We start from the raw sequence: 13,524 nt of genomic DNA, 5'->3' as shown, positions 1-13,524 counted from the left end.
AATCAATCTCTTGTATAAACGCCGATTTATCGCGTCTTTAAGATTTATAATTTTCATCGTTTAGAAGTTTAAAATATCTAATGATTCTTCTATTTCTAAATCTAATATTTTTTCTCGTGTATCTTTGAGTGCTTCTAGCTTACCTTCTTGACGATAGATATCTGCCGCTTTTTGAAAATCTTCAATTGCTCCCTGTTTATCTGCGATTTCTAAACGAATATTGCCCCGATTATAATAGGCATCAGCATAGTTGGAATTAATCTGTATCGCCTGAGTGTAATCTTCAATTGCTCGCTCAAAATCTCCTAAATCTGAATGAGCATTACCACGGTTATAATAAGCATCGGCATAATTAGAATTAATCTGTATTGCTTGAGTATAATCTTCAATTGCTCCCTCAAAATCTCCTAAGTCAGAACGAGCATTACCACGTTTTTTATAAGCTATGGCATCTTGAGGATTAATCTTGATTGCTTGGGGAAATCCCGGTTGAGAGCCTAATAAATAACGAGCAATTCCACGGTTTTTATAAGCATTAGCATAATCGGGATTAATTTTAATAGCCTGGGTATAATCTTCAATTGCTCCTTGATTATCTCCTGCATGAGAACGAGCTTCAGCCCGATTTTTATAGGCTACGGCAACATTAGGATTAATTCTGATTGCTTGGGTATAATCATTAATTGCTTCTTCTAATCGCCCCAGTTGATAAAAGGCTAAACCTCGTTTATTATAAGATTTAGCATCATGGAGATTCATCTGAATTGCCTGAGAATAATCTGCGATCGCAGTTTCATAATCTCCTATTTGATAGTGAGCTAAACCTCGTTTATAATATATACTAATATCACTATGGTTAACTTGTAAAGCTTGATTATAGTTGGCGATCGCATTAATATATTCTCCTTTTTCAAAATATTCATCACCTAGCTTTACGTAAACTAGATTTAAATCTTCACCACTATATTCAGGTTTAAAATAAGGTTTGACCACCTGATTCATAGTTGGTTTAGATAGAATTTCCTGTTTCGGGAGATATTTATAAATTGGTGGTTGTTGCCTAGAAGAATTATTTATAGAAGATTGTAATTGTTCTAGATAGCACCATAAACCACCACCATATAGTAATTGTTCTATCCCAAAAGAAATTTTACCAGTTTTCAACTTAATCATTCGGGTTGGGAGAAAGCCTGCTAAAAAAAGGTGATATTCAGATTGTGCTTCACTCACATCCTCTTGAATCAAAATGCAAACTACAACTGCATTTTTCTCAACTTCTTCAGAACTAATTGACCATCTTACTCTGTCAATTCGACCGTGACGAGATTTAACCTCAATACCAATAGATGGGTCAGAAGTCAAGGTAAAATCTATATTGCCATCGCCGCCGAATCGCTTTTCATAATCGACTTCGGTAATAAAATCAGCTAAACGTTCTTTGACAACTTCCTCACCCAACTTCCCTTTAAGATAGCTAATAAAAACATCGCGGACTGGTAAAACACGCTTATATTTTTCAGCCATCTGCCAGCAAAATTCCCGTAGTGCCTTTAACCTTTCTCCAGAGATTACAGTTAATTCACTATATTGACCTTCTGTTTCACAATGAAGCAGACAACCAGATGCTAACCTTTTAATAAAATCAGACTGTAGCGATCGCAGTAGTGTAATCCAGTCCATTGATATTTCTGCGAATCTTTTAATGAGATTATTCTATTAAAATATCCATTCGGCGTAAACCTTTTAATTAGCTTGGGCGATATTCCCAAAAATCTTTTACTATTTTGTAATAATTCTTAATCTAAGTTAATATATCATTATTACAATTAGCATTTTACTTTCTATTAAGATTTATTGCGTATCTTCAGACTTTTTTGTTGATAACCCCCGATTTAATTCGAGGGCTTTTAATCCCGAAAAACTAATTTGTAATTTTGATTTATTGGAATGCTGCTAATAGAATTCAGCTTTTCAATGCAGCCTCAATCATCTTCCCACAATTCGTGATTCAGTAGGTCAATAATTCTATCTCTGAGTAAAAATTCGTTTTTTTCTAACTCAAGTTCAAAATTCACCCAGTCACGATGAGGAATATATTTACAGATGGTATAAATCGGGTGTTGACGGTTAAGAAGTCCTTTTTTAACTAGTCTAAGTGCTTCTTCCTTGATAACCTCGATGTCGTATTTAACAGTAGTGTTCATAGGTTGTTCCTTTGTTTTCAATCAAGGAATTAAGAGTGGAAACAATACTTGCTTTGACTCTCCCTTAAACTTATCAAATAAAATTGGCGAGAATTGTGAAGAATCAAGACATTAACCCTTGCTGGAAATGTAGGTGTGTCAGTAAGATACTCTTTGTATACTCCCTTGGATAGATGATTACAGAGTAACAAGCTGTAAACTCTAAAAGGGGATGTAGATGCTCTCTGGGCGACTTGCCAAAAGTAAGCTAGGGTAAAGAACATTCTCTAGATTACTTATACTATGCTCCTGAATCTTGATAAAGTTCGTCAATATTTTCCCGCTTTAGCTGGTGAATGGACTTTTTTTGATAATGCTGGCGGGTCACAAACCCTGAAAAAAGTAGTAGATAGAATTAGCGAATTTCTCTTGAGTTCTGATGTTCAGTTGGGAGCTTCTTATGGGGTTTCTCAACTTGCAGGAGAACGATTGGCTCAAGCAACTAGGGGAATGGCTACTTTCATTAATGCCAATTCTTCTAAAGAAGTGGTCATGGGCCCATCTACTACAATGATGTTGAAAATTCTCTCAATTTGTCTGGGTCAAACCTTTACACCTGGCGATGAGGTGATTGTGACGAATTGTGATCATGAGGCCAATATTGGTGCTTGGGTCGCTCTTGAAAAACAAGGAATTAAGGTTAAAGTGTGGCAAGTTCGTCCAGATACTTTGGAACTTCATTTAGCAGATTTAGAACCATTGATGAGTCACCGTACCAAACTGGTATCCTTGACTCATGCTTCTAATGTTCTGGGAACCATCAACCCGATCAAAGAAATTGCTGCATTTGTACACGATCGCAACGCTATGATTTGTGTAGATGGTGTAGCTTATGCACCCCACAGATTAATTGATGTCCAAGATTTAGATGTTGATTTTTATACTTTGAGTTGTTATAAAGTCTATGGCCCACACCATGCCTTACTTTATGGTAAGGAAGAACATTTATTAAGATTGCCTGGTCTTAACCATTATTTTATTGAGCAGACAGATATACCTTATAAATTTCAGTTAGGAAATGTCAATTTTGAACTAAGTTATGGAATGTTAGGTTTATGTGATTATTTAAGTGAGTTAGCACAATTACACTATGGGAATGAAACAGCACCAGATTTGAGAAATCAAATGGTGCAAGCATTTGATTTAATTAGCATACATGAAGAACATATTAGCGATCGCCTCCTAAATTACCTCAACAGTAAGCCTAATGTGCGAGTGATTGGTCAATCAAAGGCTGACCGTCAAACCCGTGTGCCAACTATATCTTTTGTGGTAAATGGAATCAATAGCTCAACCATTCCGGCAAAAATTGACCAACACTATATAGGAATTCGCTATGGAGACTTTTATGCTAAACGGCTCATTGAATACCTGGGGTTAGCATCCCAAGGTGGAATAGTTCGGGTGAGTATGGTGCATTACAACACCATTGAGGAAGTTAACAGTTTGATTGAGGCTTTTGAGCAGATATTTTAGTCATTAGTCATTAATCATTAGTCATTGGTTATTCTCCCTCATCTCCCCAGTCCCCAATCCCCAATCCCCATTACCCAAGCTGCAAAACTTGCACTTCTTCTTGTGGCGAAATTAATGTTTTACCCACTGGTAGAACTGCTAAAGCATTGGTTTGAGCTAAATTAATTAAATTGCCGGAACTATGACTACCACCAGCTTTGTGAAATTCGTAAACTCCATTAATTAAATGCAATTTACCCCAAAGGTAAGTTTCACGCTTGCCATCCGATCGCAATTCATCATGCGATCGCACTTTCAAAAATACTGATTCCCAACCTTCAGTAATTCCCGAAAGTTTTTTGATTGCTGGTAGCACAAACCGCCAAAATGTCACCAATACAGCCGCAGGATTCCCTGGTAAACCAAAGTAGAGTGGGGAGTGGGGAGTGGGGAGTGGGGGAGATTGGGGAGTGGGAAGTGTGGCGACGGTGAGGGGTTTTCCTGGCCTCATTTCTACAGCCCGAATGTGGATTTTTGCTCCTAGCGATTCGAGAATTTTGTCAACATAATCATAATCTCCCACTGAGACACCACCAGAGGAGATGACTATATCAGCGATCGCAACGGCGTGGCTAATAACTTTCTCCAGAGCAACTGGATCGTCTTTCACAATGCCTAAAATTAAGGGTTCTGCGCCACTTTCTCTTACCAAAGCTGCGATCGCATATTGATTAGAATCCACAATTTGCCCTGGTTTCAACGGTTGTTCGACTGTCGCCAACTCATCACCAGTGGAAAAAATTGCCACACGCAGACGGCGGTAAACACTTAATTGCGGACACTTTGCTGCTGCCAGTATGGCAATTTCTGAGGCATTTAACTTAATTCCTGCTGGCAGTAGTTGTGTTCCAGCTTGATAAAAAGATGCTTTGTGTCTGACAAATCCTTGGGGTTTTGGCGCATCTAGGATAAACACGCGGTTTTCCTCCCGGCGTGTCTTTTCTTGCATCACTACAGTATCCGCACCTGCTGGGATCACTGCACCTGTGAAAATCCGCGCAGCTTGCCTTGGTTGAATCGTTGACTGAGGCTGATACCCCGCCGGAATATCTTCAACAATTTCTAAAATTGCTGGTTCTTCGGCACTAGAGTGCTGTACATCTTCGTAGCGGACTGCATAGCCATCCATTGCCGAATTATCCCAATGAGGAAAATCTAGCGGACTGGTGACAGGTGTTGCCAAAATGCGACTATCTGCTGTCAATAAATCGACAACTTCTGTATCTCGTTGACGATCCAACGGTTGTACCAAATTTAAAATAATTGCTTCTGCATCGCTGACTGATAACATAGCGATCGCCTCCGAATTTTCTTTTATCCCTGTAAAGTAGCACTGAGGACTCAATCAAGAGAGCATTTTGTTCTAATGATTCTGATTTTTTGAAAGCTGCTTGATTTTGGAGGTTTTTTTCTGTCTTCTCTATACACGTAAACGCTTACGTCAAGAGTAATTTGGCTCATCTCTACCAATACCTAATTCTCTTAGCTTGACTTTGATACTTGCCCATTCTTGACCACAGTAGTAGTATTTTTTCTCTAGTAAGTTTACCAAATAGTATCCTACCTTCCCGCCATTAATGCGAAATAATTCAATAACAACTTTCTTTTTAGTTGTACCGAACATGAATTCTATATCACCCTCATTTGGTAGATTCAGTGGGTTATAAAAGGTTTTACCTTTTAGAAAATGCCAATAAGATTTTTCTGGGGTAATTTTACGTTCGATAATTCGGTATTTAATAGGATGAATTATTTTTTCCATAGAAACTTCTTAAGAGGTTGTTTGAAAAGTCTAATTTATTACTCACTGGGCGACTGGAAGTCACGCTTACACAACCCAAACCCACCTCCGTAGGTTAAAAACTCTTGATTTTATCTTAATCAACAGAGGTGGACTAAGTTTTGTGTAGGAGCGAATTCTATAAGACTGTTGGCGAATTCATAGGGGGTCTAACCTATCATTATCTATCGCTCTTGATTTCCCTGATTGGAGTCCGTTGAAACGGACTTGAGCTATTAGCCCGAAATTTATTTCAGGGTGGAAAGGAACGCCAAACCAAGGTTTTAGGGGTGAGGGGTCAAACCCATCGATAATTGACCAACAGTCTCATTCTATTCGCCCAAAACTTTTCAAACATCCTCTAAGAGTTAAACTTCTCTTTTACTTCTGTAAAGTAACACTGATCAATTTTAGATTTTGGATTTTGGATTGATTTCTGCTTGAGAGTAAATCCTAAACTACACACTGCCAGTAAACCAATAATTATGTTTCCTTCGGGGACTTTGGATACCTGAATCGAATTGTTGCTTAAATCTAGTATTTGCTTTATGCCTGCTGCATCTCTGTTGTTAAAACCAAATTCTCTAACTAGAACCTCATTACTAAAACCTTGGTCTATGAGTGCGAGATTATTATTCAGCCATGTGTCACCAGGAAGCTCATCATCCTTGCCAACATCAAAGGGGCCAAAGATTTGTTGCGTAGTGTTATCAAAGTTGAATCTCAAAAAGCTGTAGTCAGATACACCATTCAGCACTGGAGTAAAACTATTTATGAGATTATGCAATGGATCAAAGAAGGAAATTGAGAGAGACTGTAAGTTATTTGTAGCTCCCGAACCCACCTCAGAAATGATGTTGGGAGCAGTTGTTGTATCGTAGTTAAATGAACCTTGAGCTAAATAACCGGTGTCTCCCTTCCAGTTAAATTTGAATTCAGCAGCATGAACTAGGTTGTTGGTGGTGGTTATAGCGATCGCTAACCCCAAAGCAGTAGTCGTCACCAGACTAATAGCTGTTTTAGTAAACAGATGTGTCATAGATACAACTTCCAAATTAATTAAAATGAAGTTTCTACAACAATACAATATTTTGCAAAATTCAGAATGAAAGCACTGATTTCTGACTTAAGCTCTTTCCAACTCTCTCCAAGACCTAGAGAGGACTGATCCTGCTGACTTCGCAAAAATAAACGTGAGCATAAGTCCTACTAATAAATCCGGCAAAGATGATTTTGTTAGAAACACCAATCCAGCCGCCACAAGTACAGATGTGTTGGCGATAATGTCGTTACGAGAACAAAGCCACACAGAAGACATATTGAGGTTATCGCTCTTATGCCTTGTCAAAAGATAAAGACAGAACAAGTTGCTACAAAGGGCAATCAATCCAACTGTACTCATGATTTGCAGGTCAGGAGTTGTGTTAAAAAACACCTGATGAGTAGCCCTGGCAAATATCACTACAGCAGACAAAAACATAATAGCTCCTTTGAGCATGGCGGATTTTGCCTGTGATTTTGCTCCCTTATTGATTACGTAAAGACTGCTTCCGTATGCGATCGCATCCCCTAGCATATCCAGAGAGTCTCCCGTCAGAGAAAGGGATTTGGACTGAATGCCAGAGAGGAGTTCTACAACGAACATCACTGCGTTTACACCCAGAACAATCCACAAAACCTTGCTCTGGCGCTTGGTCATTTTTTCCAGTTCACATGATTTGTTTTGGCAGCAGTGGTCAGACATTATCTAGGTTCCTTAGTCACTTGCTTATTCATTCCAACATTCAAAAGAATATCATAATGACAAGATAAAAAAAGAGACTACCGAACAATCTTTTGCAACACAAGATCCAAAATTTCACCTACAAATTGATCTCGCAGTGAATAATAGACGAGTTTCCCATCATTCCTATACTTAAGTACTTTGAGGTCACGAAGCTTCCGCAAATGGTGTGATGCCACAGAGACTTGCACACCAAGAACCTCCGCAATATCACAGACACACAATTCTTGGCGATCTTTCAAGGCATGGAGTATCTTCAGCCGAGATTTGTCAGCAAGAGCAGTAAAGAGTGTTTTAGCTTCTTCAAGGGTCTCCTCCATCGGCATTGCGTCGCGGACATGAACAACTAACTCGTCATTGAAACAGCGCACTTGACAAATGTCATCTGGTTTCAGTTTCGGCACAAGAACTTCCTACAAATCATCTAAAAGCCAGTCTAGCAGTGATTTAGGGTGCTTACTGTATACTTCAATCGCGATCAAAGTTATAGCCCTCACCTTAATATAAAAAACAGGAGCGATCGTTATTTCCCAACCCCTAAATAAAAATACTTATTTTGTATGACTATCGAACGACTTCCCCAAAAACACTATCCCAAGGCTGAAATTGGGCGGCGAGGTATGGCATTGGGACTTGATTTCCTTGGTGTCTGGTTAGTCAGTTCCCTGCTAGGAGGCGGCGATATCGGGATTCAATTTGTAGAAATCTTAGTTTTTGTCATACTTTGGCTAGTTTCGCGGGTGCTAGTACCATACAACAATCAAGGGCAAAGTTTAGGGCGTTGGGCTTTCGATTTAAAGGTGTTGGAAGTCGAAGATGGTGAAGTAGTGGGTAGAATTCCAGATTTGCTCTCACTGGTGAAGCGAGAGGCGATTATCGGCTTGGGTGCTTTATTAGTGTCAATTGCCCTGAGCAATATTAGAGCCAATCCCACTGCTATACTGCTAGTATTTCCCCTAGCGATCGATTGTGGCACAGCCTTCTCTGATACCCAGATGCGGCAGGCTTTACACGATCGCTATTGCGGAACTTTCATTGTTTCGTCGCGCCGTGGCTACTCTCTCGATATAAAAATTAAAAGATTAGTTGATAATATGCGGCGGAATGTGAGAAGATAGTCATTTGTGTTAATTCTCTTCAGGCTTCACTGTTTGTAAGATTATGGCTAAGAGTAAAGGTGCCCGCATTATTATCACACTAGAGTGTACTGAGTGCCGGACAAATTCAGATAAGCGTTCTGCTGGTGTTTCACGTTATACCAGTACCAAGAATCGCCGCAACACCACCAACAGGCTAGAACTGAAAAAGTTCTGCACCCACTGCAACAAACATACCGTTCATAAGGAAATTAAGTAGAGATGAGTTATTTCCGTCGTCGTCTTTCTCCGATCAAGCCAGGAGAACCAATCGATTATAAAGATGTTGATTTATTGCGTAAGTTTGTCACCGAGCGGGGTAAGATACTGCCACGTCGGATTACAGGGCTGACATCTCAGCAACAGCGAGAGTTGACATTAGCAATTAAGCGATCGCGGATTGTGGCTTTGTTGCCATTTATCAATGCAGAAGGCTAAAAAGAGTGATGAGTTATGAGTTATGAGTGATGAGTTAAGAATCAAAACTCCTAACTCCTAACTCCTAACTTAAAACTATTTAAACTGTTCACCAAATTAAAGTGCGAGAGTTGTGGAGAAGGGGACGCTAGTTGAATTTAGGGTTCAAGGCGATCGCCGTCTGGGCATCGTAGAACGTCCAGACGGTAAAACCCGCTGGTTTGTGGTAGACGAACGTGGTCAATCCCACAGCCTCGCGCCTAGACAAATAACCTATACAGTTACCGGACAGACTTACAAGACCTCTGAGATTGCCAGCTTTTTGGAGCAGGTCAAGCCTTATTTAGACCCATCTAGCTTAGAAGTAGCTTGGGAATTACTAGTTGAAGATGGGGAAACTGTTACCCCCGACCAAATGGCGAATCTGCTATTTTCCGAATCAGCTGCGCCTCTTTGTTATGCCGCCTATTGCTTGTTATCAGATGATAAACTTTACTTCAAGCAAAAAGGAGACGCTTACGAGCCGCGAACTGCTGCTCAAGTAGCAGAACGCCAGCACCAAGTAGAGGTAGAGGCACTAAAAGCTAAAGGACAGCAGGAATTTTTAGTTCGTGTAGAGCAGGCGCTCAAAGGTGAAGCCGTAGAGTGGGGGCGTCACGATCGCCAGCGCTTAGAAGGACTAGAGAAATACGCAGCGCTAATCGCTGATACCGTGCGGACGGGGGTTAATTATGACTCCTTGGCTCGCGCTTATCCGCCCAGCGCTGCCGTATTAGAAACAATGACCATGCTGGGACGACCCACAACGCCCCAAGGGGCCTTTCAATTATTGGTAGATTTGGGTTACTGGAGTCCTTATGAAAACTTGTTCCTGCGTCGTTCTTCAATTCCGATTCAATTTCCTCATAAGGTATTAGAAGTGGCGCAACAGCGTTTGGATTTCCCGCCAATTGACTCAGATACAAACCGCCTTGATCTGACTCACCTGAAGGTGTACACCATTGATGATGAAACGACTACAGAGATTGACGATGGTCTGAGTTGGGAAGTACTACCCGATGGACGGGAACGCCTCTGGGTGCATATTGCCGATCCCACTAGATGGTTAGTGCCGGAAGATGAATTAGATTTGGAAGCCAGAAAGCGCGGTACTACAGTCTATTTACCGACGGGGATGATTCCCATGTTTCCCGAAGTATTGGCAACTGGGCCAATGAGTCTGATTCAGGGAAGAATTTGTTGCGCCCTCAGTTTCGGAATTATTTTAGGTACAACTGGGGGAGTAGAAGATTATAGCATTCATACCAGCTTAATTAAGCCGACTTATCGCCTCACCTACGAAGATGTCGATGAAATGCTGCAATTACGGGTACAGGCAGAACCGGAAATTGCGGCGATCGCTATTTGGGCACAGCGACGCAGAGCTTGGCGTTACGCCCAAGGGGCAATTAGCATCACCATGCCCGAAGCGACGATCAAAGTCAAAGGTGAAGAGATCCACATTGATATTTTGGACGATTCCCCATCGCGGCAACTAGTGGCAGAAATGATGATTGTTGCCGGTGAAGTTGCGGCTCGTTATGGTAAAACTCATAACATACCTTTGCCTTTTCGCGGTCAACCGCAACCAGAATTACCTCCAGATGAGGAATTGCTGCTACTTCCAGCCGGATTCGTTCGCGCTTGCGCCATGCGTCGTTGTATGCCCAAGAGTGAAATGAGCATTACGCCTTTGCGTCATGCTGGTTTGGGTTTGGATACTTACACCCAAGCCACCTCTCCCATCCGCCGCTACAGTGACTTACTCACCCACTTTCAAATTAAAGCCCATTTGCGGGGTGAAGTTCTGCCATTTTCCGCAGATCAACTTAAAGAAGTGATGATGACTGTCAGCAGTATCACCCAAGAGGTGACGATGGTGGAACGACAAACTAATAGATATTACGCACTAGAGTATTTACGCCGTCATCCAGAAGAAACTTGGGATGTGACAGTGTTGATGTGGTTGCGAGAAGACAGCAACTTAGCCCTAATTTTGTTAGAAGATTTGGGCTTGCAGTTACCAATGGTTTTCAAACGTTCTGTGAACTTGGGCGAACAGATAGTAGTGAAAGTTAGCCACGCCGATCCACAAAAAGATATGATCCAGTTTCAAGAAATAATTTATCAAGAAGCCCAAACAGCGGCGAATTAACTAATTTGTCATTTGTCATTTGTCATTAGTAATAATCACCTAGTATTATCAATTACGAATTATTTTACCATTGCTCCAATTGCTTTCGGTTAGGATATAGAGTAAACGGAATGAGGGAATAATTGTGAATATATCTTTGACCCCATAACTGGAGCGGTTGGTTAAGGATAAGGTTAATAGTGGTCGATATCACTCAGTAAGTGAGGTGATGGGTGAAGCATTGAGATTGCTAGATGAACGCGATACCTGCGGCGGGCTACGCCAACGCGCTCGAGAAAAACGTTTAGCAGAACTGAAAGCTAAAATCCAAGAAGGTATTGAAGCCTCAGAGCGTGGTGAAGAGGTATTTGCAGAAATTGAAGAAGATATCCGACGCGCCAAAGCTCAAATGCAACAAGCTGAGGCTGCTAAATAATGAGTCGGTATGTTTTAACAATTCCAGCCAAGCAAGACCTCAAAGAGATTAATCGCTATATTATCCGCTACAATCTTGATGCAGCTCGAAGACTGAACGAAAAATTAAACAGCAGTGTAAACTGTTGGCTGATTTTCCTAATATGGGGCAAGGTTCCGATACTTTTGCCAGTGGTTTACGAAGTTTCCCAGTAGAACACTACTTAAAGATTTTGATGAAGTCTTTAATATTTCTAAAATAATTAAAAATTCTACTATTTAGAATTCTCAACTTGAGATTAACACTTTGCTAATGAGTCATGCAGCAGAGTTAATTTTTCAAATAACTGGGATTGAAAAAGCCAAATAGCTCATATAAGTAGATACAAGTTTTTAATTGAGAACGGGTAATAAGTAATTTATTTACTATTACCCATTACCAGCCTTAACTAACTACCGCTTCCGCTTTTTCCTCAGTTTTTTCCTTCACTAGCACATAAGGCGTTTCTGCACCTTGTGCTAGGTATTCTGCTAGCTGGCTTTCAATTTGATCGCGGACTATTTGGCGATACTCTAGAAAATGCTCGTTGTGGGCGCAAGCAGAGATGTAATGCTCAACAACTCCAGGGTTCCGCTTGAGAATGCTGAACAAATGATGCCAGAATTTCCAGCGGGTTTCCCGTTTGATGCCTTGTCGCCAAATCACAATCAGCAAGGCTTTCACGACAATCCACTCTGGCATTTTTGCTGGTGCTTTCCAACTTGGCAAACCCATCATTAAGAAGCAGCGGTAGGTACGATCCAAGTATTGCACTGGGTCGTATAAAGTACAAAATGCCTCAATATATTCTCGTGCAAGTTCTTCTAGGGGACGAGTGGGGACGAAGTTCATCAATGTTGTTTGATTGATGTTGGCAATATTGGCATTTTGGTTTTCTCGCAGTCGTCCTTCCTTTTTCAAGCGATGCCAAAGGGCGGTATTGGGTAACGCTTGCAACATGGCAAAGGTAGTAGAAGGAATTGCAGCAAGTTCTGCAAAGCGGACAATGCGATCGCCTGCGCCTGCTTTTTCACCATCAAAGCCAATAATAAACCCAGCCATTGGGCGCAATCCCGCTTTGGTGATGGTTTGCACCGCCTCAGTTAGAGAACTGCGAGTATTTTGAAATTTCTTGGTCATTTGTAAACTATCTTCATCCGGCGTTTCAATTCCCAAAAACACCGCCGAGAAACCGCACTCAACCATCAATTCCAACATTTCTGCATCTTGTGCCAAGTCAACTGATGCTTCCGTGTCAAATCGGAAGGGATACTTATGTTCTGCCATCCAGACTTTTAACTCTTTCAGCAACAATTTTACATTTCGTTTGTTGCCAATAAAGTTGTCATCCACCATGAACACACCCCGTCGCCAACCCAATTCATAGAGATAATCTAACTCTGCTAACAGTTGGGCTGGGGCTTTGGTGCGTGGTTTGCGCCCGTAGAGAACAATAATGTCGCAAAATTCGCACTGGAAGGGACACCCGCGCGAAAACTGCACCGACATCATGTCATAAGCATTCAATTCCAATAAATCAAAGCGGGGTATTGGTGTGCTTGTGACATCAGGTTTTTCTGTGGCGCGGAAAGTCCCAGAAGTTTCACCCCGTTGAATTGCCTCAATAAACATGGGCAGCGTAATTTCCCCTTCATCCAGAATCAGAAAATCTGCGCCAACATTTTCAACTTCGTGAGGTACAGAAGTGGGGTAGGGGCCGCCAACTGCAACTAGCTTGCCACGTTTTTTTGCTTCCTGGATTTGCTCAAGTAAATCTTGTTTCTGGACAATCATCGCAGAGAGGATTACTACATCTGCCCATGCCCACTCTGCTTCTGTTGCTGGACGGATGTTGCGATCGACTAGCTTGAACTCCCATTCTTGGGGCAGAATCGCGGCTACTGTTACTAAACCTAGAGGTGGTAGTAAAACCTTGCGATCGACTAACTCCAAGATTTTTTCATAAGACCAAAAGGTTTTGGGAAATATCGGATACACTAACAGGATTCGCATGTAGTATCAA

15 protein-coding genes are annotated in these 13,524 nt (G+C 41.2%); 7 read left to right on the top strand and 8 right to left on the bottom strand.

Going from position 1 to position 13,524, the window contains the following annotated elements:
• Positions 1-60: 60 nt before the first annotated feature.
• On the bottom strand, positions 61-1,680 hold the full coding sequence (locus V7L31_RS05200; RefSeq protein WP_334695246.1) for a tetratricopeptide repeat protein: 1,620 nt from the start codon (positions 1,678-1,680) through the stop codon (positions 61-63).
• 302 nt (positions 1,681-1,982) lie between these two features.
• The gene (locus V7L31_RS05195) at positions 1,983-2,204 is read right to left on the bottom strand and encodes a DUF4327 family protein (RefSeq protein WP_179068884.1); all 222 of its coding nucleotides are present in this window, start codon (positions 2,202-2,204) and stop codon (positions 1,983-1,985) included.
• 282 nt (positions 2,205-2,486) lie between these two features.
• Between V7L31_RS05195 and V7L31_RS05190 the strand changes: the two genes are divergently transcribed.
• Positions 2,487-3,719, top strand: coding sequence for a cysteine desulfurase-like protein (locus tag V7L31_RS05190; protein WP_334695245.1), 1,233 nt, complete (start codon positions 2,487-2,489; stop codon positions 3,717-3,719).
• Between the two features lie 70 nt (positions 3,720-3,789).
• Here V7L31_RS05190 and V7L31_RS05185 read toward each other — a convergent pair whose 3' ends face one another.
• The 5 genes from V7L31_RS05185 to V7L31_RS05165 form a co-directional block, all read right to left on the bottom strand.
• On the bottom strand, positions 3,790-5,049 hold the full coding sequence (locus V7L31_RS05185) for a molybdopterin molybdotransferase MoeA (protein ID WP_334695244.1): 1,260 nt from the start codon (positions 5,047-5,049) through the stop codon (positions 3,790-3,792).
• A gap of 150 nt (positions 5,050-5,199) precedes the next feature.
• The gene (locus V7L31_RS05180) at positions 5,200-5,520 is read right to left on the bottom strand and encodes a hypothetical protein (protein ID WP_334695243.1); all 321 of its coding nucleotides are present in this window, start codon (positions 5,518-5,520) and stop codon (positions 5,200-5,202) included.
• Positions 5,521-5,899: 379 nt separating this feature from the next.
• Positions 5,900-6,577 carry a PEP-CTERM sorting domain-containing protein gene (locus V7L31_RS05175; protein WP_334695242.1) on the bottom strand — a complete coding sequence of 226 codons (678 nt, stop codon included), beginning with the start codon at positions 6,575-6,577 and terminating at the stop codon, positions 5,900-5,902.
• A gap of 87 nt (positions 6,578-6,664) precedes the next feature.
• Positions 6,665-7,237 carry a cation transporter gene (locus V7L31_RS05170; protein ID WP_334695241.1) on the bottom strand — a complete coding sequence of 191 codons (573 nt, stop codon included), beginning with the start codon at positions 7,235-7,237 and terminating at the stop codon, positions 6,665-6,667.
• A gap of 122 nt (positions 7,238-7,359) precedes the next feature.
• The gene (locus V7L31_RS05165; protein ID WP_334695240.1) at positions 7,360-7,725 is read right to left on the bottom strand and encodes an ArsR/SmtB family transcription factor; all 366 of its coding nucleotides are present in this window, start codon (positions 7,723-7,725) and stop codon (positions 7,360-7,362) included.
• 156 nt (positions 7,726-7,881) lie between these two features.
• Here V7L31_RS05165 and V7L31_RS05160 point away from each other — a divergent pair, with 156 nt between their 5' ends.
• The 6 genes from V7L31_RS05160 to V7L31_RS05135 all read left to right on the top strand — a co-directional run bounded on the left by V7L31_RS05160 (position 7,882) and on the right by V7L31_RS05135 (position 11,677).
• A complete protein-coding gene (locus tag V7L31_RS05160; RefSeq protein ID WP_334695239.1) occupies positions 7,882-8,439 on the top strand; it encodes an RDD family protein in 558 nt (185 codons plus the stop codon).
• A 43-nt stretch (positions 8,440-8,482) separates the two neighbouring features.
• Positions 8,483-8,677 carry a 50S ribosomal protein L33 gene (gene rpmG / locus V7L31_RS05155; protein ID WP_012411241.1) on the top strand — a complete coding sequence of 65 codons (195 nt, stop codon included), beginning with the start codon at positions 8,483-8,485 and terminating at the stop codon, positions 8,675-8,677.
• A 2-nt stretch (positions 8,678-8,679) separates the two neighbouring features.
• The gene (rpsR, locus tag V7L31_RS05150) at positions 8,680-8,895 is read left to right on the top strand and encodes a 30S ribosomal protein S18 (RefSeq protein WP_012411240.1); all 216 of its coding nucleotides are present in this window, start codon (positions 8,680-8,682) and stop codon (positions 8,893-8,895) included.
• 112 nt (positions 8,896-9,007) lie between these two features.
• Positions 9,008-11,068, top strand: a complete 2,061-nt coding sequence (locus V7L31_RS05145; RefSeq protein WP_334695238.1) for a ribonuclease catalytic domain-containing protein — start codon at positions 9,008-9,010, stop codon at positions 11,066-11,068.
• 157 nt (positions 11,069-11,225) lie between these two features.
• Positions 11,226-11,483, top strand: coding sequence for a ribbon-helix-helix domain-containing protein (locus V7L31_RS05140; protein WP_334695237.1), 258 nt, complete (start codon positions 11,226-11,228; stop codon positions 11,481-11,483).
• On the top strand, positions 11,483-11,677 hold the full coding sequence (locus V7L31_RS05135) for a type II toxin-antitoxin system RelE/ParE family toxin (protein WP_334695236.1): 195 nt from the start codon (positions 11,483-11,485) through the stop codon (positions 11,675-11,677). Before V7L31_RS05140 ends, V7L31_RS05135 begins: the two co-directional genes overlap by 1 nt.
• Positions 11,678-11,906: 229 nt before the next feature.
• Here V7L31_RS05135 and V7L31_RS05130 read toward each other — a convergent pair whose 3' ends face one another.
• Complete coding sequence (locus V7L31_RS05130) at positions 11,907-13,514, bottom strand: B12-binding domain-containing radical SAM protein (RefSeq protein WP_334695235.1); 1,608 nt, start codon at positions 13,512-13,514, stop codon at positions 11,907-11,909.
• Between the last annotated feature and the right edge of the window lie 10 nt (positions 13,515-13,524).

The organism is Nostoc sp. (assembly GCF_036916655.1).
Classification (GTDB): Bacteria; Cyanobacteriota; Cyanobacteriia; order Cyanobacteriales; family Nostocaceae; genus Nostoc.
The sequence above is the reverse complement of the archived record's forward strand: the minus strand, read 5'-3'. Positions and strand labels throughout refer to the sequence as shown.

Bases quoted from the DNA above. Each gene is read 5' to 3' on its own strand.
- V7L31_RS05200 (WP_334695246.1), bottom strand. From the start codon at position 1,680: ATGGACTGGATTACACTACTGCGATCGCTACAGTCTGATTTTATTAAA.
- V7L31_RS05160 (WP_334695239.1), top strand. From the start codon at position 7,882: ATGACTATCGAACGACTTCCCCAAAAACACTATCCCAAGGCTGAAATT.
- V7L31_RS05130 (WP_334695235.1), bottom strand. From the start codon at position 13,514: ATGCGAATCCTGTTAGTGTATCCGATATTTCCCAAAACCTTTTGGTCT.
- rpmG (WP_012411241.1), top strand. From the start codon at position 8,483: ATGGCTAAGAGTAAAGGTGCCCGCATTATTATCACACTAGAGTGTACT.
- V7L31_RS05185 (WP_334695244.1), bottom strand. From the start codon at position 5,049: ATGTTATCAGTCAGCGATGCAGAAGCAATTATTTTAAATTTGGTACAA.
- V7L31_RS05195 (WP_179068884.1), bottom strand. From the start codon at position 2,204: ATGAACACTACTGTTAAATACGACATCGAGGTTATCAAGGAAGAAGCA.
- V7L31_RS05180 (WP_334695243.1), bottom strand. From the start codon at position 5,520: ATGGAAAAAATAATTCATCCTATTAAATACCGAATTATCGAACGTAAA.
- V7L31_RS05170 (WP_334695241.1), bottom strand. From the start codon at position 7,237: ATGACCAAGCGCCAGAGCAAGGTTTTGTGGATTGTTCTGGGTGTAAAC.
- V7L31_RS05190 (WP_334695245.1), top strand. From the start codon at position 2,487: ATGCTCCTGAATCTTGATAAAGTTCGTCAATATTTTCCCGCTTTAGCT.
- V7L31_RS05175 (WP_334695242.1), bottom strand. From the start codon at position 6,577: ATGACACATCTGTTTACTAAAACAGCTATTAGTCTGGTGACGACTACT.
- rpsR (WP_012411240.1), top strand. From the start codon at position 8,680: ATGAGTTATTTCCGTCGTCGTCTTTCTCCGATCAAGCCAGGAGAACCA.
- V7L31_RS05135 (WP_334695236.1), top strand. From the start codon at position 11,483: ATGAGTCGGTATGTTTTAACAATTCCAGCCAAGCAAGACCTCAAAGAG.